We start from the raw sequence: 20773 nt of genomic DNA, 5'->3' as shown, positions 1-20773 counted from the left end.
ATGACCGAGGACAAGAAGCTCGTCGAGTACCTCAAGTGGGTCACCGCCGACCTCGCCAAGACGCGCAAGCGGGTCGAGGAGCTGGAGTCGGCGGAGCAGGAGCCGGTCGCGATCGTGTCGATGGCGTGCCGCTACCCGGGTGGGGTGCGGTCGCCGGAGGACCTCTGGGACCTCGTCCTGTCCGGGGGCGACGGCATCGCCGGGTTCCCCGAGGACCGCGGCTGGGACCTGGATTCGCTGTTCGGCGACGAGCGTGGCCGCTCCTACGTCCGCGAAGGCGGTTTCGTCGACGGCGCCGGGAAGTTCGACCCGGGCCTGTTCGGCATCTCGCCGCGCGAAGCCCTGGCGATGGACCCGCAGCAGCGCCTCCTCCTGGAGACGTCGTGGGAGGCCATCGAACGCGCCGGCGTCGACCCGCTTTCGTTGCGCGGCAGCAAAACCGGCGTGTTCGCCGGCGTGATGTACCACGACTACGGCCAAGGCGCCCAGTTCCCCGACGAGGCCCTCGGCTTCCTCGGCGTCGGCACCGCGGGCAGCGTCATGTCCGGCCGCGTCTCGTATTCGCTGGGCCTCGAAGGCCCCGCTGTCACGATCGACACGGCGTGCTCGTCGTCGCTGGTCGCGATGCACTGGGCCGCGCAGGCGCTGCGGGCGGGCGACTGCGACCTGGCCCTCGCCGGCGGTGTCACGATCATGGCGACGCCGGGCTCGTTCGTCGACTTCTCCGCGCAGGGCGGCCTCGCGCGCGACGGCCGCTGCAAGTCCTACGCGGACGCCGCGGACGGCGTCGGCTGGTCCGAGGGCGTCGGCTTGATCATGCTGGAGCGCCTGTCGGACGCGCGTCGCAACGGCCACGAAGTCCTCGCCGTGCTTCGCGGATCCGCGGTCAACCAGGACGGCGCGTCCAACGGCATCACCGCCCCCAACGGCCCGTCGCAGCAGCGGGTCATCCGGCAGGCGCTGACCGGCGCCGGCCTCGGACTGTCCGATGTGGACGTCGTCGAAGGCCACGGCACCGGCACGCCCCTGGGCGACCCGATCGAGGCGCAGGCCCTGCTGGCCACCTACGGCCGCGGCCGCGAGACGCCGCTGCTGCTGGGGTCGGTGAAGTCGAACATCGGCCACACCCAGGCCGCCGCGGGTGTCGCGGGCGTGATCAAGATGGTCCAGGCGCTGCGCCACGGCGTCGTGCCGAAGTCCGTGAACCTGGACGGCCCGTCGTCCCAGGTGGACTGGACGGCGGGCGCCGTCGAGGTCGTCACCGAGAACACCGCCTGGCCGGAGGTGGACCGCGCGCGCCGCGCCGCCGTCTCGTCGTTCGGCATCAGCGGCACCAACGCCCACGTCATCCTCGAACAGGCCGAACCCGCCGACGTGACCGCCGGGGACACCGCGCCCGCCGGGGTCCGTCCGTTCGTCCTGGCCGGCCGCACCGAAGCCGCCTTGAAAGCCCAGGCCGCGCGCCTGCTCGCGCACCTCGGCGACGGCGCCCTCGACGCGCCCGACCTCGCGTGGTCGCTGGCCGCGTCCCGCGCCGCGCTCGACCACCGCGCGGTGATCGTCGCCGACGACCCCCGCGTGGGCCTCGCGGCACTCGCGGCCGGCACCCCGGACCCGGCCGTCACCACCGGCGCCGCCGACGTCGACGGCCAGATCGTCTTCGTCTTCCCCGGCCAGGGCGCGCAGTGGGCCGGCATGGGCGCGCGGCTCCTGACCGAGTCGCCGGTGTTCGCGGCCCGGATCGCCGAGTGCGAAGCAGCCTTGTCCGCACACGTCGACTGGTCCCTGACCGCCGTCCTGCGCGGTGACGACGACGCGCCCAAGCTGGACCGGGTCGACGTCATCCAGCCCGCGTCGTTCGCCGTCATGGTCGGCCTGGCCGCGCTCTGGCAGTCCGCCGGCATCCGGCCGGACGCCGTCGCCGGCCACTCCCAGGGCGAGATCGCGGCCGCCTGCGTCTCCGGCGCGCTGAGCCTGGCCGACGCTGCCCGCGTCGTCGCGTTGCGCAGCCAGGCCATCGCCCGCCGGCTGGCCGGTGCCGGGTGCATGATCTCGGTGGCCCTGCCGGTCGCCGACGTCGAAACGCGGCTTGAGTCCTATGCGGACAAGCTGTCCGTCGCCGTGGTCAACAGCCCGGCGTCCGTCGTCGTCGCCGGGGATCCGGAGGCGGGGGAGCAGCTCATCGCCGAGCTGACCGCGGCCGAGATCCGCGTCCGCCGCGTCGACGTCGACTACGCGTCGCACTCCGCGCACGTCGAGCTGATCGAGCAGGAACTGCACACCGCGCTGGCCGGGCTCGCACCGCGCCAGTCGGACATCCCGTTCTTCTCCACGGTCGACAGCGACTGGCTCGACACGACCAAGATGGACGCCGCCTACTGGTACCGGAACCTGCGGCAGCGCGTCCGCTTCGAAGACGCCGTCCGCGAGCTGCTTTCGTTGCAGTACCAGGTGTTCTTCGAGATCAGCTCGCACCCGGTGCTGGCCGTCGCGATCCAGGACACCGCCGAGTCCGCCGACGCCCGCGCGGTCGTCACCGGCACCCTGCGCCGCGACAACGGCGGCCTCGACCGGTTCCTGACGTCGGTCGCCGAGGCGCACGTCCGCGGCGTCAGCCCGGACTGGAAGGCGCTGCTGGCCGCCGGCGCGCACATCGTCCCGCTGCCCACCTACGCCTTCCAGCACGAGTACTACTGGCCCGAGCCGGCCTCGGCCGACGCCGTCGCGGACCCGGCCGAGGCCGCGTTCTGGACGGCCGTCGACGACGCCGACTTCGCCGCGCTCAGCACCACCCTCGACGTCGAGGAGGACGCGCTCACCCGCGTGCTGCCCGCGCTCTCGTCGTGGCGCCGCCGCCGCGGCGAACAGTCCGCTGTGGACGCTTGGCGCTACCGCATCACGTGGAAGCCGTTGTCGGCCGAGACGTCCGCGCCGGGCCGGTGGCTCGCGCTCGTCCCCACCGACCTGCCCGCCGACATCGCGGAAGCCCTCGACACGCTGAACGCCGTCCAGGTCCGCGTCGAGACCGACGCCGTCGACGTCTTGCGCGAAGCGTTGCCGGGCCAGGACTACACCGGCGTCCTCTCGCTGCTCGACCTCGACGGGACGTCCTTCGCCACCACGGCCGCGCTCACCGAGGCGCTGGCCGAAGCCGAGGCCGTGGTGCCGCTGTGGTGCGTCACCCGCGGCGCGGTGTCGGTCGGCCGGTCCGAGCCGGTCCACAACCCCGCCCGCGCCGCACTCTGGGGTGCCGGGCGGGTGCTGGCCCTGGAGTTCCCGCGCGCCTGGGGCGGCCTGATCGACCTGCCCGAGACCCTCGACGCCCGGGCCGCGGCCCGGTTCGCCGCCGCCGTCGGCGGCCCTGAGGACCAGGTCGCCGTGCGCGCGTCCGGGCTGTTCGGCCGCCGTCTGGTCCGCTCCGCGGCCGGGGGAGCAGCAGAACCGTGGCGCCCGCACGGGACCGTCCTGGTCACCGGCGGCCACGAAGGGTTCGGCGAGCACGTCACGCGCTGGCTCACCGACGTCAACGTCCTGCACGCGGGCCCGGAAGACCTCGCCAACCGCGACGCGCTGACCGCCCTGCTCGCCACCGTGCCCGAGGATCGGCCCCTGACCGCCGTGCTGCACACCGCCGGGATGGCGGAAGCCGGTGCCTACGACTCCGCCGTCCTGCTCGACGACGTCCTCGCCGACCACGACCTCGAAGCGTTCGTGCTGTTCTCGTCGGTGTCCGCGATCTGGGGCGCCGAAGGCCAGCGCGACCGCGCCGCCGTCGACACCGGGCTCGACGCCCTGGCCCGCCACCGCCGGGACCGCGGTCTGGCCGCGACGTCGATCGCCTGGAGCGCGTGGGCCGGTACCGGCGTCGCCGCCGACGAGGAGACGGCCGAGTTCCTGCGGGCGCGCGGTTTGCCGCCGCTCGACCCCGACCAGGCGCTGCTTGCCCTGGGCCAAGCCGTCGCCCACGACGACACCGCCGTCGTGCTCGCCGACGTCCGGTGGGACCGGTTCGTCCCGGCCCTGACCTCCCGCCGGTCCGGCACGCTGCTCGACGAGCTGCCCGAGGTGCGCGAACTGGCGGACGGCCCGTCCGCCGACGCCGTCTCGACCGCGTCGGCGCTGCTGGACCGGCTGCGTGGCCTGTCCGAGCGCGAACGCGAAGACGCGCTGCTCGACCTCGTCCGCGACCAGGTCGCGGGCCTGCTCGGCTACGCGGGCGGCGCCGCCATCGAGGCCCGCCGGCCGTTCCGCGACCTCGGCTTCGACTCGCTCACCTCGGTGGAGCTGCGGAACCGGATCAACGCCGCGACCGGCCTCACGCTGCCCTCCACGCTCGTGTTCGACCACCCGCGCCCGGACGCCGTCGCGCGCCTGCTGGCGACCGAGCTGCTCGGCGGCGGCGACCTCACGGCCGCCCCGGCGGCGTCGGGGATCGTCGACGGCGACCCGATCGTCATCGTCGGCATGAGCTGCCGCTACCCGGGCGGTGTCCGCTCGCCCGAGGACCTGTGGCGCCTCGTCGCCGACGGCACCGACGCGATCACCGAGTTCCCCGTCGACCGCGGCTGGGACCTGCTCGGCCTCAGCGGCGGCATGTCCTACGTCCAGGAAGGCGGGTTCGTCGACGGCGTCGCCGACTTCGACGCCGGCTTCTTCGGCATCTCACCCCGCGAAGCCCTGGCCATGGACCCGCAGCAGCGCCAGCTCCTCGAAACGGCCTGGGAGCTGTTCGAACGCGCCGGCGTCAGCTCGGACAGCCTGCGCGGCAGCGACACCGGCGTCTACGTCGGCGGCTCCGGCAACGGCTACTCGCCGCCGCCGGAGCTGGCCGGGCACCTGCTCACCGGCGCGGCCACGAGTGTCCTGTCCGGCCGGATCTCCTACCTGTTCGGCCTCGAAGGCCCGTCGGTCACCGTCGACACCGCGTGCTCGTCTTCCCTGGTCGCGCTGCACATGGCCGCGCGCGCCCTGGCGTCCGGGGAGTGCTCCCTGGCCGTCGCCGGCGGGGTCACCGTGATGGCGACGCCCAGCGCGTTCGTCGAGTTCAGCTACCAGGGCGGGCTCGCGGCCGACGGCCGCTGCCGGTCGTTCGACGAGGCCGCGGGCGGCACCGGCTGGTCCGAGGGCACCGGCCTGCTCCTGCTGGAGCGGCTGTCCGACGCCGTCCGCAACGGCCACACCCCGCTCGCTGTGGTGCGCGGGACCGCGGTCAACTCCGACGGCGCGTCCAACGGCCTCACCGCCCCGAACGGGCCGTCGCAGCAGCGCGTCATCCGCCAGGCCCTGGCCAACGCGGGCCTGACCGGCACCGAGGTCGACGCCGTCGAGGCGCACGGCACCGGCACCCAGCTGGGCGACCCGATCGAGGCCCAGGCCCTGATCGCCGCCTACGGCACCGGCCGCGAACGGCCGCTGCTGCTCGGCTCGATCAAGTCCAACATCGGCCACTCGCAGTCCGCCGCCGGCGTCGCCGGAGTGATCAAGATGGTCGAGGCCATCCGCCACGGCGTGCTGCCGAAAACCCTGCACCTCGACGCACCGACGTCCAAAGTGGACTGGCAGCCCGACGCCGTCACCCTGCTGGGCGACCAGCAGGACTGGCCCGAGACGGGACGGCCGCGCCGCGCGGGCGTGTCCTCGTTCGGCGTCAGCGGCACCAACGCGCACGTGATCCTGGAACAGGCCACGGCTGTGGAATCGATGCCTGCGTCGGTCGCCGGTCCGGTGCCTGTCGTGGTCTCGGCTCGCACACCCGACCAGCTCGCGGCGCAGGCCGACCGCCTGGCCGCGTTCGTCACCGAGCACCCGGACGTCGCCGTCGCCGACCTGGCCGCCGCGCTCGCGGGCCGCACGCGGTTCGACCACCGCGCCGGTCTCGTCGCGCGCGACCGGGACGAACTCCTCGACGGCCTCACCGTGCTGGCGCGCGGAACCCGGGCGCCCACCGCGGCCGGACCGGCCGGCGGGAAGCTCGCGATCCTGTTCGCCGGGCAGGGCAGCCAGCGTCCGGGCATGGGCCGTGACCTCGCCGCCGCGTACCCGGTGTTCGCCGACGCGCTCGACGCCGTGCTCGCCCACCTCGACGTCGAACTCGACCGCCCGCTGCGCTCCGTACTGCACGGCGACCACACCGAGCTGCTCGACGAGACCGGTTACGCGCAGCCCGCCATCTTCGCTTTCGAGGTCGCGCTCTACCGGCTCCTCGAGTCGTGGGGCGTGCGGGCGGACTTCGTGACGGGACACTCGATCGGCGAGATCGCGGCCGCGCACGTCACCGGCGTGCTGAGCCTGGCTGACGCATGCCGGATGGTCGCCGCGCGCGGCCGGCTCATGCAGGCCCTGCCGCCCGGCGGCGCGATGCTGTCGCTCGTGGCGACCGAGGACGAGGTCCGGCCGCTGCTCACCGGTGACGTCGCCATCGCCGCCCTCAACGGCCCGCGGTCCGTCGTCGTCTCCGGCACCGAAGAAGCCGTGCTCGCGCTGGGTGCGCACTTCGCGAAGACGCGGCGGCTGTCGGTCTCCCACGCCTTCCACTCGCCGCTGATCGAGCCCGCTCTGGACGAGTTCGGCAAGGTCGTGGCGGAGCTGGAGTTCGCGGCGCCGTCGATCCCGGTCGTCTCGGGCGTCACCGGCACTCTCGCGACCGAGCTGGACTCGCCGGAGTACTGGGTGCGCCAGGCGCGCGAGGCCGTCCGGTTCGCGGACGCCGTCACCACGCTCGCCGAGGCCGGCGCGACGACGTTCCTCGACGTCGGCCCGGACGGCGTCGCCGCCGCGATGGCGGCCGACAGCCTGGCCGAGGACGCGGGGGAGGTCGTCGCGGCCGTTCGCGCCGACGGCGACGAGTGCCGCGCGCTGACCACCGCGCTGACCCGCCTGCACGCCCGGAACGTGCCCCTGGACTGGGCCGCGTTCTTCGGCGGCGGCGTCCCGGTCGACCTGCCCACCTACCCCTTCGCCGCCGATCGGTACTGGCCCGAGGGATTCCACGGCGCGGGCGGCGACCTGCGCCTGTCCGGCCTGCACTCCGCCGAGCACCCGCTGCTCGGCGCCGGGGTCGCGCTGCCGGAGTCCGGCGGGTTCCTGTTCACCGGCGCGCTGTCGCCGCAGGTGCAGCCGTGGCTGGCCGACCACACCGTCGAGGGGACGATCGTGTTCCCGGAGGCCGGGTTCGTCGAACTCGCCGTGCGGGCGGGCGACGAGGTCGGCTGCGACGTCGTCGCCGAGCTGACCGTCGAGACGCCGTTGACGCTGCCGCCGGTCGGCGGGGTGCACGCCCAGGTCGTCGTCGGCGCCGCGAACCCCGCGGGTGACCGGGACCTGACCATCTGGACCCGGCCCGAGGGTGTCGGCGAGGCGTCGTGGACGCGCACCGCGTCCGGCCGGCTCTCGATGGGGGCCGGCGAACCCGCGGTCGACCCGACGTGGCCGCCCGACGCGACCGAGGTCGATCTCGAGGACTTCTACGACGGGCTCGCCGAACGCGGGCACGTCGTCGGCGCCGCTTTCCGCGGCCTGCGGACGGCGTGGCTGGCCGCGGACGAGGTGTTCGCGGAGATCGCGCTGCCCGCCGAGCGGCAGGACGACGCCGCCAAGTTCGGGCTCCACCCGGCGTTGCTCGACGCGGCCTTGCAAGCCGTGTCGCTGCTGGATTCCACGCCCCGCGCGGCGACCGGCTGGACGCGTTTCGCACTGCACGCCGCGGGTGCCGCCGCCGCCCGCGTCCACGTCCGGCGGACGGCCGAGGACACGATCACGCTCGACCTCACCGATGCCGCCGGCGCGCTGGTCGCATCGGCGGAGACGGTGGTGCTCGGCGAAGCCGCCGTCGCGCCACGGGAATCGGGCTCCGACTCGCTGTTTCACTTGGAGTGGACGCCGCTGCCCGAAACGCCGTCGCCTCGGGCGGCCCGCTGGCTTGTGCTCGGCGACTCCGCGGGCTTCCCGGACGCCGAGGCGCACGCCGACCTGCCCGGCCTCGTGGCCGCGGCGAGCGACGACGCGGTCCTCGTCATCCCGGTCGCGACCGAGGGCGACGACCTGGCCGCTGTCACGCACCGCGCGACCGCGACCGTGCTGGACCAGCTGCAGTTCCTCCTGGCCGCCGAGGGCCTCGACGGCGTCACGACGGTGTTCGTCACCCGCGGCGGCGGCCCGGTCGCCGCCGCGGTGCACGGGCTCGTCCGGGCCGCGCAGTCGGAGAACCCGGGCCGGTTCCTGCTGGTCGACCTCGGCGCGTCGGATGCGGGTGTGCTGCCCGTCGTCGTGGCGTCGGGGGAGACCCAGATCTCGGTGCGCGACGGCGTCCTGCACCGCGCGCGCCTGGTGCGGGCGGTTACCGCGGGTGCGGACTTCGACCTCGGCGACGGGACGGTGCTCGTCACCGGCGGCACCGGGGGACTGGGCCGCTTGCTGGCCAGGCACCTCGTCACCACCCACGGCGTCCGGCACCTGCTGCTCGCCAGTCGCCGGGGACTCGGCTCCGCCGGGGCCGCGGAACTGGTGGCGGAGCTGAAGGAACTCGGCGCCGACGTCCGGGTCGCCGCGTGCGACACATCGGACCGCGAGGACGTCGTGGACCTGCTCGCGTCGGTGCCCGCCGACCACCCGCTGACGGCGGTCGTGCACACGGCGGGCGTGCTCGACGACGGCGTCGTCGGGTCGCTGACCCCGGCGCGGCTGAAGAAGGTGTTGCGCCCCAAGGTGGACGGCGCCTGGAACCTGCACGACCTGACCCGCGACCTCGACCTCTCGGCGTTCGTCCTGTACTCGTCGGCGAGCGGCCTGCTCGGCGGCGTCGGCCAGGGCAACTACGCGGCGGCCAACTCGTTCCTCGACGCGCTGGCCGAACTCCGGCGTGACGAGGGGCGGCCGGCGTTGTCGCTGGCGTGGGGCCCGTGGGCTCAGGCGGACGGCATGGCGGGCACGCTCGCCGACGTCGACGCGCAGCGGCTGGAGAAGTCCGGCATGCGGCGCCTGCGTCCGGAGGAGGGCTTGGCGTTGTTCGACGCGGCTCTTTCCGCCGGTACCGCGACCATCGTCCCGGTGGCCCTGGACCTCGCGATCCTGCGCGGCCACGTCGTCCCGCCGGTGCTGCACGGGCTGGTCCCGAAGGTCCGCCGCACGGCCAAGATCAGCGAGGAGGGCCTGCGGTCGTTCGTGCCGCAGCTGGGCGACCTCGAGCCCGCGGCGCAGCAGAAGGAGCTGCTGGGTCTGGTCCGCGAACTGGCGGCGAGCGTGCTGGGCCACAACACCCCGCAGGCGATCGACCCGGACGTCGGCTTCACCGAGATCGGCTTCGACTCGCTGACGGTGGTGGAGCTGCGCAACCGCCTCAGCTACGCGACGGGCCTCACCCTCCCGGCGACGGTCCTGTTCGACCACCCCAACCCCCGCGACCTGAGCGAGCACCTGCGCGACCTCCTGAGCCCGGAGGAAACCGACCCCGCGGAGCGCGTCCTGACAGAACTGACCCGCTTCGAGGCGCTGGCGGAAAACCCGGCCCTGACCCCGGCCGCGGTGACCACCTTGACCACCCGCCTCCGCTCCCTACTGGACCGCCTGGACGCCGGCGGCGACGAGTTCCTGGATTCCCTGGACTCGGCCAGCGACGGCGAGCTGTTCCGCCTGATCGACTCCGAACTCTCCTAACCCAGACGCGAAACGGGGCCGCCGGCTAACGCCGACGGCCCCGGTTTCGTCGTGTCGACCTCCCAATCACGCGAGTTGACCCCTCAATCACGCGTGTCGGCGCTTCCATCACAAGGAGCGGGAACGGTCATCGTGTGCTTGGAGGGTCGACACGTGTGATCAGAGGGTCGACACGCGTGATTGGGGCGACGACACGTGATTGGAGGGTCGACTCGTGTGATTGGGCAGCAGAAAGCCGGGCCGGGGAACGTGTCCCCGGCCCGGCTTTCGTGTGGAGCTTAAGCGGTTTCGGTTTGGAAGGTGCGGGTGTTCCAGCGCAGGGCCAACGCCGCCAGCGCGATGATGACCACCGCACCCATCAGGGTCGGGACCAGCGGGAGGGTTTCGCGGAAGCTCGCGCGGCTGATGTCCACGATGTACGCGAGCGGGTTGAAGCGCGACAGGACGTACAGCCACGTCGGGGCGCGGTCGGGGGTGATCGGGAGCAGGATGCCCGACAGCAGCGTCAGGGGCAGGATCGCGATGTTCACCAGCGACGAGAACGCGTCCTCGTTCTTCAGCTTCAGCACGATCGCGTGCGAGCAGCAGGCGATCGTCATCGACGTCAGGGCCGCGATCGCCAGCACCAGCAGCACACCCACGATGCTCAGCGAGACGCCGAAGACGCCGCCCGCCAGTACCAGGATGATCACGCTCTGGATCAGCGACAGCGTCACCGACGGCAGCGCCTTGCCCAGGCTCAGCGACGTCCGGCTGACCGGGGTGACGCGCAGCCGGTCCAGGGTGCCGTTGCGGAGGTTGCTCAGCAGGATGTAGCCGCCGTAAATGCCGTTGGTCGCCGCGATCTGGACGATCAGCGCCGGGGTCAGGTCCACCCACGACGTGCCCGCCGGGGTGCCCGGCGCGCGCGTCACCAGCACCGCCAGCAGCGGCCCGCACAGCACCAGGTACAGCACCGGCTGGATCATGCCCATCATCAGGTACGGCTTGTTCCGCAGCGTGACGGCCAGTTCGCTGCGGTAGATCAGGATCGCTTCACGCAGCATCGGTGACTCCGTCGGGTTCAAGTCCGGCGGCGGCCGGCTCGCGCAGGCTCCGGCCGGTCAGGGTGAAGAACACGTCGTCGAGCGTCGGCCGCTGGACGCGCAGCGCGACCAGCGGGATGTCCGCCCGGTCCAGCGCCCGGACCAGTGGCGAGAGGACCTCCTCGCTGTGCGCGACCTGGAAGTGCAGGGTCGCGCCGTCGCGCCGCAGCCGTTCCGCCGAGCCCAGTCCGGCGACGACCAGCTCGGCGTGGTCCGCGAGCTCCTCGGGCACCGTGACCTCGACGCCGTCGCCGAGCAGCCGCGACTTCAGCGCGTCCGGGGTGTCCTCGGCGACGATCACGCCGTTGTCGATGATCTGGATGCGGTCGGCCAGCGCGTCGGCCTCGTCGAGGTAGTGCGTCGAGAGGAACACGGTGACGCCCTGCTCGTCACGCAGCCGCCGGATGTGGCTCCACAGGTGGGCGCGGCTCTGCGGGTCGAGGCCGGTGGTCGGCTCGTCGAGGAACAGCAGCGCCGGGCTGTGGACCATGCCGAGCGCCAGGTCGAGCCGCCGCCGCTGGCCGCCCGAGAGCGTCACCGTGAGGCGGTCCTGCAGGCCGTCGAGGTCGAGCTGGTGCGAGATGTCCCGCGCCCGCTCGAGCGCGTCGGACTTGTTCAGGCCGTACAACCGGCCCTGCAGCACCAGTTCCTCGCTGACCTTGCGCTCTTCGACCGTGCCGCCGCCCTGGGCGACGTAGCCGATGTGCCGGCGCACGCTCGTCGGCTCGGTGAGCAGGTCGGCGCCGGCGATGGTGGCCGTGCCGGCCGTCGGCTTGATCAACGTCGTCAGCATGCGCATGGTCGTGGTCTTCCCGGCGCCGTTCGGGCCGAGGAACGCCACGATCTCGCCGGCGCCGACGTCCAGGTCGACCCCGCGCACCGCCTCGACCGTGCGGCCCTGCGCGGTGAACGTCCGGGCCAGCCCCTGGGCCTTGATCATCGATACCTCCGGGTGCGCCGGCCGGTCACCGGGCGAGCCGGGCCGACGGGGTGGGTGACTGCGCGGCCGGCTCGTCTGCGACGAGGGACAGCAGCAGGTCGGCGGCGGCTTCGCGGCCGCGGCCGGGTTCGTGCTGCAGCCGGGCGATTTCCCGGGCCCGGGTGGTGAACTCCGGGTTCCGCAGCACTTCGGTCAGCTTCGCGACGGTGTCGTCGACGTCGACGATTTCGGGCCGGTCGACGACCAGGCCGACGCCGAGGTCCCGGCCGCGGACGGCCTGGTCGTAGCAGTCGACGAACAGCGGACGGGTCAGCAGCGGCTTGCCGAAGTAGAGGCTCTCGACGAACCCGTTGCCGCCGCCGTGGGTGAAGTGGGCGCGCACGTGCGGGTGGGCGAGGACGTCCAGCTGCGACGGCAGCCACTTCTCGATCCGCAGGTTCGCGGGCAGGTCGTCCGGCAGCAGTTTGTGGGCCGCGGCGGGCAGCCGCCACAGCACGGAGTGGTCGCCGTAGAGCCGCCGCACGACCTCGACGAGGTTCGCGACCTCCGTCGCACCCAGCCGGGCGACCGTGCCGAACCCCATGTACACCACGGATTCGTGCCGGTCGAGCCAACCCTTGACGTCCTGCTCGTCCGGCAGTTCCGGGATCGGCGGCAGGATCGCGCCGAGCATCCGGAAGTGCTCCGGGATCTCGAGCGGGTAGTCGAGCTCGGCCAGGGTGTAGCTGAACACGAGCCGGGCCTGGTCGATGCGGGACGTGTACTTCGCGGCCAGCCGCGACACGCCCAGCTCCTTGTTGGACTTGACGTACTCGACGACCCGCTTGCGCAGCAGCGAGTCCGCGATGAACAGACGGCCGCGGCGGCGGCGGAAGGCGTTGTTCTCCCGGCGCTGCCTGGGCGTCATGTCCTGCGGCAGCCCGGAGTGCGGGGCGGGGTAGGTCTTCGGGAGCTTGTTGACGAGGTTGCTCGGCGAGAACGGCGCGCTCACGACGTAGGGGATGCCGTAGGTGACGGCCAGCTCGAAGCCCGCGTGCAGCAGGGAGTCGATCACCATCAGCGCCGGCTCGACCTCGCGGACGATCTCCTCGAGCGCGCGGTAGGTCGCGTTGCGGAAGCGGGTGTCGAAGGTCTGGCGCATCAGCGCCTTGTGCGCCTTCCAGCGGGACTGCTGGGTGACGGCCGCGTAGGTCTCGTCGTCCCAGGCACCCGAGGACAGCTCGGGGATCGGCGCACCGAGCGACCGGAACGCGACGGTCCCGATCGCCTCCACCTCGTCCCGGCGGTTGTCGCTCGTCGCGAAGTACAGGTCGGGAACGCCCCGCCGGGAGAGCTCGGCGGCGAGCACCAGCTGGGGGTTGATCAGTCCGCTGTCCGGCGAGCTGACGAAGAGGATCGGGCGCCGATCTCGGCTCATGGTCGAGCACCTTTCACGGACGGGAAGCGCGCGGACCGGGCGACCGTAACAGCGGAGTTTCCGTGATTTACCTACTGTTGCGCGCGGTCCGCGGCGCTGGGGGAGCGGCGGACACGGTGCGCGAGATCGGCCAACACGGCGCCCGGGACGGCCAGCGCAGCGCCGGGAGTGGTCGAGTCCGCGCCCGGAGCCGCGGACTCGGCGCCGGAAGGCGAATTTCGGTGCCCGGTGCGGCTGACACGGCGCCGGGGAACGGTCAGCTGCGGCGCGCGGTGTGCCGACTTGCCGCTCGGCGCGGCGAACTCGGTGCCGATGGTGGCCAACTCCCCGCCGGGAGCGGCCGACACAGTGCCCGGAGTGGCCGACACAGCGTCGGGTGCGGCCGACTCGCGGCCGGTAAGGGCCGACTTTCAGCCCAAGGCGGCCACCTCGGTGCCGGCAGGGCCAACTTGGTGCGCGGAGTCGCCGGCCCGGTGCCGGGGAGCGGCCGACACAGCGCTGCGGACTCGGCGCCGGAGGGGCGATTTCGGTGCCCGGAGCGGCCAACACGCCGCCGGGAGTGGCCGGGGCGTCGGCGTGTTGGTCGCTCCCGCGCGCGTGTCGGCCGGTGTGGCCGCCGGGGGCGGCTGGAAAGACTAAGGGTTTGCGGGCGTGGGGTGGGTTTGACTCACGCGATGCGGAATCCGGACCCGGCCCCGGGATCCGGCGCCGCCGGACCCGTCCGGACGACACCGAGAGGCCAGGATGGCTAGCGAGAGCCAGCTTCGTGACTACCTCAAGCGCGTCACCGCCGACCTGCACCGGTCCCGGCAGCGCGTGCGCGAGTTCGAGACGGCCGCGACCGAGCCGATCGCCGTGATCGGGATCGGTTGCCGGTTCCCCGGCGGCGTCTGTTCGCCGGAGCAGCTGTGGGACCTCGTCGCGGCCGGCACCGACGCGATCGGCCCGCTGCCCGCGGGCCGCGGCTGGGACGCGCTGCTCGCCGGCGTCGACCGCAGCACCGTCAGCCTCGGTGACGTCGACGCCTGGCGCGGCGGCTTCGTCGACGAGCCCGACCGCTTCGACGCCGGCTTCTTCCGCATCTCCCCGCGCGAGGCCCTCGCCATGGACCCGCAGCAGCGCGTGCTGCTGGAGGTCACCTGGGAAGCCCTCGAACGCGCCCGGATCGTCCCCGCGAGCCTGCGCGGCAGCCGCACCGGCGTCTTCGTCGGAACCAACGGCCAGAGCTACGGCAAGCTCCTCGCCGCGTCCGGCGAGACCGTCGAAGGGCACACCGGCACCGGCAACACCGCCGCCGTCCTGTCCGGCCGGATCGCCTACGCCTTCGGGTTCGAAGGCGCCTCGGTCACCGTCGACACCGCCTGTTCGTCTTCGCTGGTCGCCGCGCACTGGGCGACGCAGTCCCTGCGCTCCGGCGAGTGCTCCCTCGCGCTCGCCGGCGGCGTCACGGTGATGGCGACGCCCGAGGCGTTCGCGGAGTTCAGCAAGCAGGGCGGCCTCGCGCCGGACGGCCGTTGCAAGGCGTTCGCCGACGGCGCCGACGGCGTCGGCTGGTCCGAAGGCGCCGGCATCCTCGTCCTGGAACGGCTTTCCGACGCCCGGCGCCACGGCCACCCGGTGCTCGCCGTGCTGCGCGGCACCGCCGTGAACTCCGACGGCGCCAGCAGCGGCCTGACCGTCCCCAATGGACCGTCGCAGCAGCGCGTGATCCGCTCCGCGCTCGCCGCTTCCGGCCTGACGACGAACGACGTCGACGTCGTGGAAGCCCACGGCACCGGCACGAAACTCGGCGACCCGATCGAAGCGCAGGCGCTGCTCGCGACCTACGGCAAGGACCGCGAGATCCCGCTGCTGCTGGGCTCGGTGAAGTCGAACTTCGGCCACACCCAGGCCGCCGCCGGGGTCGCCGGGATCATCAAGATGGTCATGGCGATCCGCCACGGCGAAGTGCCGCGCACGCTGCACGCCGAGACGCCGTCGTCCCAGGTGGACTGGTCCGCCGGCGCCGTCACCCCGGTGACCGAGCAGGTGTCCTGGCCCGAGACCGACCGGCCGCGCCGCGCGGCGGTGTCGTCGTTCGGGGTCAGCGGGACCAACGCCCACACGATCGTCGAGCAGGCCCCCGAGCCCGAAGCCGTCGAGCCCACGACCACCGCGGGTCCGGTGCCGTGGTTCGCCTCGGCCCGCTCCGAGACGGCGTTGCGGGCCCAGGTCGAGCGCCTTCTCGCCGCGACCACCGACACGACACCCGCCGCCGACGTCGCCTTGTCCTCGGCGGTGACGCGCGCGGGGTTCGAGCACGGCCTGGCCGCCGTCGGCCCGGACTCCGCGACCCTGCGCGAAGCTCTGCGCGGCTGGCTCGACAAGGGCGCAGCTCCCGGCGTCACCACGGCGTCCGCGGTCCGCGGCGAGACGGCGTTCCTGTTCTCCGGCCAGGGCGCCCAGCACCGCGACATGGGCCGCCGCCTGGCCGAGGTCTACCCGGTCTTCGCGGCCGCCTTCGACGAGATCGTCGAGCGGTTCCCGGACCTGCGTGACGCCCTCGGCGACGACCGGATCGACCGGACGGAGTTCGCGCAGCCCGCGCTCTTCGCGTTCGAGGTCGCACTGGCGAGGCTCCTCGGCACCTGGGGCGTGCGCCCGGACCACGTCGCCGGGCACTCGGTCGGCGAGATCGCCGCCGCGCACGTCGCCGGCGTCCTGACCCTCGACGACGCCTGCGCGCTGGTCGCGGCCCGGGCGCGGCTGATGGGCGCGCTGCCCGAGGGTGGCGTGATGGTCGCCGTGCGCGCGTCCGAAGTGGACGTTCAGCTGGTGCTTGCGGACGGCGTCGACATCGCCGCCGTCAACGGCCCGGAGTCGGTTGTGCTCTCCGGTGTCGAGGACGCCGTCGTCGCGGTCGCCGCGAAGTTCGCCAAGCACCGCCGCCTGCGCGTCTCGCACGCGTTCCACTCGGTCCTGATGGAGCCGATGCTGGACGAGTTCCGCCAGGTCGTCGCGCAACTCGCTCTTGCCACCCCGCGCGTTCCGGTCGTCTCGGCCGGCGACGTCACCGACCCGGAGTACTGGGTCCGGCAGGTCCGCGACACCGTCCGCTTCGGCGACGCCCTGTCCCGGCTCACCGAAGCCGGCGTGACGCGGTTCGCCGAGGTCGGCCCGGACGCCGTGCTGTCCGGCCTGGTCGACGCGGCCGTCGTCGTGCCCCTGTCCCGCCGTGACCACGACGAGGACACCACGCTGGTCACCGGCCTGGCCGCACTGCACGTCGGCGGCGGCACCGTCGGCTGGACGGCCGTGCTCGCCGGGGCCCGCCTGGTCGACCTGCCCACCTACCCGTTCCAGCGCGAGCGGTACTGGCCCACGCTCACCGTCCGCGCCGGCAACGCCGCCGGGCTCGGCCTCGCCGCCGTCCGCCACCCGCTGCTCGGCGCCGCCCTCGACGTCGCCGGGACGACCGAGTCCCTGCTCACCGGGACGCTCTCGCTGGCCACCCAGCCGTGGCTCGCCGCACACCTCGACGACGGCTGGATCACCTTCCCCGGCACCGGTTTCCTCGAACTCGCCCTGCGCGCGGCCCGCAACCTCGGCTGCCCGGAGATCACCGAACTGACGCTCACCGCGCCGCTGGTGCTCGGCCCGTCCGACGCCCTCGTCCTGCAGGTGCGCGTCGGCCCGCCCGAGGCCGACGGCAGCCGCCCGATCGACGTCCACAGCGCGCCCGCCGGCACCGACGTGCCGGACTGGACCCACCACGCCACCGGCACCCTCGCCGCCGGGCCCGGCCCGGAACCCGCGGTGCTCACCGAAGGCGCGTACCGCACCGACGTCACCCTGCCGGACACCCTCGACGGGCACTTCGACCTCCACCCGCTGCTGCTGGCCGAGGCGCTGCGTGCCTGCGTGGCCGACGGCGAGCCCGCCCCGGAACCCCGGGTCTGGCGTGGGGTTTCGCTGCACGCCCAGGGCATGACCCGGCTGCGGCTGCGGGTGGCGCCGCTCGGTGACGCGGCCGTGAGCCTGGCCTTGCTCGACTCCGCCGATCGGCCGGTGTTCCTGGCCGGTGCGGTCGAGTTCGCCGGTGGCACCGGCCTGGCCGACCTGTCGGACCTCGCCGCCGGGCCGGTCGCGCGCGTCGCCGCCAGCCCACTGGCCGGGAACTGGGCCGACCTCGGCGAGGCCGACCGCACCCGCGCGGCCGAAGACCTGGTCCGCACCACCGTCGCGGCCGTGCTCGGCCACGGCGACACCGGCGCGGTCGGCACCGGCCAGCCGTTCACCGACCTCGGCTTCGACTCGATGATGTCGGTCGAACTCCGCAACCGCCTGACCGCCGCGACGACCCTGGACCTGCCGGCCACGCTCGTGTTCGACCACCCCACCCCGGCCGACGTCGCCCAGCTGCTGCTCGCCGGCCTCTTCGGGGAAGCCGAGCGCACCGGCCCGGTCCGCCGCACCCGGGCGCGCGGTGACGACCCGGTCGTCATCGTCGGGATGAGCTGCCGTTATCCCGGCGGCGTCCGGTCCCCGGCCGACCTCTGGACCATGGTCTCGAACGGCGACGACGCCGTCGGCCCGTTCCCCGCCGACCGCGGCTGGGACCTCGCCACGCTCGCCGCGGGCGCGTCCGCCACCACCTACGGCGGGTTCCTCGACGAGATCGACCGCTTCGACGCCTCCTTCTTCGGCATCTCGCCCCGCGAGGCCCTCGCCATGGACCCGCAGCAGCGCCAGGTGCTCGAGACGTCGTGGGAGGCCCTGGAAGACGCCGGGATCGACCCGCTCAGCCTGCGCGCCAGCGCGACCGGCGTGTTCGTCGGCACCAACGGCCAGGACTACGCGAGCGTGCTCGCCGGCAGCGACGCCGACGTCGGCGCGCACGCGGGCCTCGGCAACGCGGCGAGCGCCGTCTCCGGCCGGGTGTCCTACGTGCTCGGGCTGGAAGGTCCGTCGATGACCGTCGACACGGCGTGTTCGTCGTCGCTCGTCGCGCTGCACCTCGCGAGCCAGGCGCTGCGGGGCGGCGAGTGCTCGCTGGCGATCGTCGGCGGCGTGCTCGTGATGTCCAGCGCCAACTACTTCCTCGGCACCAGCCAGCAGGGCGGCCTCGCCCCGGACGGGCGCTGCAAGGCGTTCGCCGACGCGGCCGACGGCACCGGCTGGGCCGAAGGCGTCGGCATGCTCGTTGTCGAACGCCTCTCCGACGCGCGCCGCAACGGTCACGAGGTCCTCGCCGTGGTGCGCGGCTCGGCGGTCAACTCCGACGGCGCGTCCAACGGCATCACCGCCCCCAACGGCCCGTCCCAGCGCCGGGTCATCCGCGCCGCGCTGGAGGACGCCGGACTGTCCACATCGGACGTCGACGTCGTCGAGGCGCACGGCACCGGCACGACCCTGGGTGACCCGATCGAGGCGCAGGCGCTGCTGGCCACCTACGGCCAGGACCGCGAGAACCCCTTGCTGCTCGGGTCGTTCAAGTCCAACATCGGGCACACCCAGGCGGCCGCCGGGGTCGGCGGGATCATCAAGATGGTCCAGGCGATGCGCCACGGCATCGTGCCGCCGACCCTGCACGTCGACGCGCCGTCGTCCCACGTGGACTGGACGACCGGCGCCATCGAGCTGGTCACCGAGCCGACACCGTGGCCCGCTGCCGAACGCCCGCGCCGCGCCGGCGTCTCCGCCTTCGGCGTCAGCGGCACGAACGCCCACGTCGTCCTGGAACAGGCTCCGGCCGCCCCGGCGCGGAAGCCGGACCCGGAGCCCGCGGTCGTCCCGTGGGTGCTGTCCGCGGCGAGCCGCTCCGCGCTGCAGGCCCAGGCCGCCCGGCTGATCGACGCGGAGACCGCGCCGCTCGCCGCCACCGGGCTCGCTCTCGCGACCCGACGCGCCGCGCTGCACCACCGCGCGGTCGTCGTCGGCGCCGACCCGGCCGCGCTCAGGTCCGGCCTGGCCGCCTTGGCCGCCGGAGACGAGTCCGGGAACGTCGTCGAGGGCACGGCCCGCGACGGTGGCCTCGCGCTGCTGTTCACCGGGCAGGGCGCACAGCGGCTCGGCATGGGCCGCGAGCTGCACACCCGCTTCCCGGTCTTCCGCGACGCCTTCGACGAGGTCTGCGCGCAGTTCGAGGGATCACTGCGTGACGTCGTCTTCGGCGACGACGCGGCGCTGCTCGACACCACCGGCTGGGCGCAGCCCGCGATCTTCGCGCTGGAAGTCGCGCTGCTGCGGCTGATCGAGTCCTGGGGCGTGCGGGCCGACCACTTCGCCGGCCACTCGATCGGCGAGATCGCCGCCGCGCACGGTGCCGGGGTGCTGTCCCTGGAAGACGCGTGCACGCTCGTCGCGGCCCGCGCCCGGCTGATGCAGGAGCTGCCCGAGGGCGGCGCGATGATCGCGCTGCGGGCGAGCGCCGACGAGGTGCTGCCGCTGCTCGGCCCGGACGTCTCGCTCGCCGCGGTCAACGGGCCCGCGTCCGTCGTGATCGCCGGGACCGAGGCGGCCGCCGAAGCCGTCGCCGCGCACTTCGAGAAGGCGCGGCGGATCACCGTCAGCCACGCCTTCCACTCGCCGTTGATGGAGCCGATGCTGGACGACTTCGCGAAGGTCGTCGCCGGGCTCGACCTGCGCGTGCCGCGGCGGGCGATCGTGTCCGCCGTGACCGGGCGGCCCGAGCGTGAGCTGCTGGCCACCGCGCAGTACTGGGTCGACCACGTCCGCCAGACCGTCCGCTTCGGTGACGTCGTCGCCGACCTCGCCGCCCGCGGTGTCACGCGGTTCGTCGAGGTCGGCCCGGACGGCGTGCTGTCCGGCATGGCCGCGGAGATCCTCGACGACGCCGTACTCGTGCCGCTGCTGCGATCAGGTCGCGACGAAGAGACCACGGTCGTCACCGCGCTGGCCCGCCTGCACACCGACGGCGTCGACGTGGCCTGGCCCGCGTTCTTCGCCGGAGCTGACGCGCGGGGTGTCGCGCTGCCGACGTACCCGTTCGCGGGCGAGCGCTTCTGGCCGCAGCCGGCGGCCGTCGCGACGCCGGTGGAGAGCGGCGGTGACGAGGAGTTCTGGGCGGCTCTCGACGGCGCCGACTTCACCGGGCTGGCGGCCGAACTCGACGCGAACGCCGACGAACTCGCCCGCGTCCTGCCCGCGCTTTCCGCACGCCGCAAGGGCCACGTGGACCGCACGATCACCGACGGCTGGCGCTACCGCGTCGACTGGCAGCCCCTGACGGCCACCGCCGCGCCGCGCCGCGAAGACTGGCTGGTCGCCGTGCCCGCCGCCCTCGACGGCGACGAGCGGATCGACGTCATCGTGGACGCGCTCGGCGCCGACACCGTCCGGCTGGTCGTCGACACCCCGGACCGCGACGTCCTCCACGACCGGATCACCGCGCTGCTCGAAAGCTTCCCGCGCCCGGCGGGGGTCTTGTCCCTGCTCGCGCTCGACGAGGAACCCGCGGCGGACACGCCGTCGGTGCCCGCCGGGCTCGCGACGACGGCCGCGCTCGTCCAGGCCCTCGGCGACGCCGGCGTCGACGCGCCGCTGTGGTGCGTTACCACCGGAGCCGTCCGGATCGGCCCGGCCGACGCCGCCGGGAGCCTGGCGCAGGCCGCCGTCTGGGGCCTGGGCCGGGTCGCCGCGATGGAGTACCCCGGCCGCTGGGGCGGCCTGGTCGACCTG

The 20773-nt window shown here is 73.8% G+C and carries 5 protein-coding genes (1 of these 5 only partly in view); 2 read left to right on the top strand and 3 right to left on the bottom strand.

What is annotated here, in order from left to right; translation table 11 throughout:
* Positions 1-9651 carry an SDR family NAD(P)-dependent oxidoreductase gene (locus tag OG570_RS36105; protein WP_326953363.1) on the top strand — a complete coding sequence of 3217 codons (9651 nt, stop codon included), beginning with the start codon at positions 1-3 and terminating at the stop codon, positions 9649-9651.
* A 278-nt stretch (positions 9652-9929) separates the two neighbouring features.
* On the opposite strand, the gene OG570_RS36100 is transcribed toward OG570_RS36105, so the two are convergent.
* The 3 genes from OG570_RS36100 to OG570_RS36090 are packed head-to-tail and all read right to left on the bottom strand — an operon-like array spanning position 9930 to position 13093.
* Positions 9930-10697, bottom strand: a complete 768-nt coding sequence (locus OG570_RS36100) for an ABC transporter permease (protein ID WP_326949528.1) — start codon at positions 10695-10697, stop codon at positions 9930-9932.
* Positions 10687-11676, bottom strand: coding sequence for an ATP-binding cassette domain-containing protein (locus tag OG570_RS36095; RefSeq protein ID WP_247051690.1), 990 nt, complete (start codon positions 11674-11676; stop codon positions 10687-10689). The genes OG570_RS36100 and OG570_RS36095 overlap by 11 nt, the downstream gene beginning before the upstream one ends.
* Positions 11677-11701: 25 nt before the next feature.
* Positions 11702-13093: a glycosyltransferase gene (locus OG570_RS36090; protein WP_326949530.1), complete on the bottom strand. Its 1392-nt coding sequence runs from the start codon at positions 13091-13093 to the stop codon at positions 11702-11704.
* 744 nt (positions 13094-13837) lie between these two features.
* Between OG570_RS36090 and OG570_RS36085 the strand changes: the two genes are divergently transcribed.
* On the top strand, positions 13838-20773 hold the 5' portion of the coding sequence (locus OG570_RS36085) for a type I polyketide synthase (protein ID WP_326953362.1). Its footprint extends 1461 nt past the window's final position; the window shows 6936 of its 8397 coding nt (coding positions 1-6936); its start codon is at positions 13838-13840; the stop codon falls past the right edge of the window.

The organism is Amycolatopsis sp. NBC_01286, from assembly GCF_035982555.1.
Lineage (GTDB): Bacteria > Actinomycetota > Actinomycetes > Mycobacteriales > Pseudonocardiaceae > Amycolatopsis.
The sequence above is the reverse complement of the archived record's forward strand: the minus strand, read 5'-3'. Positions and strand labels throughout refer to the sequence as shown.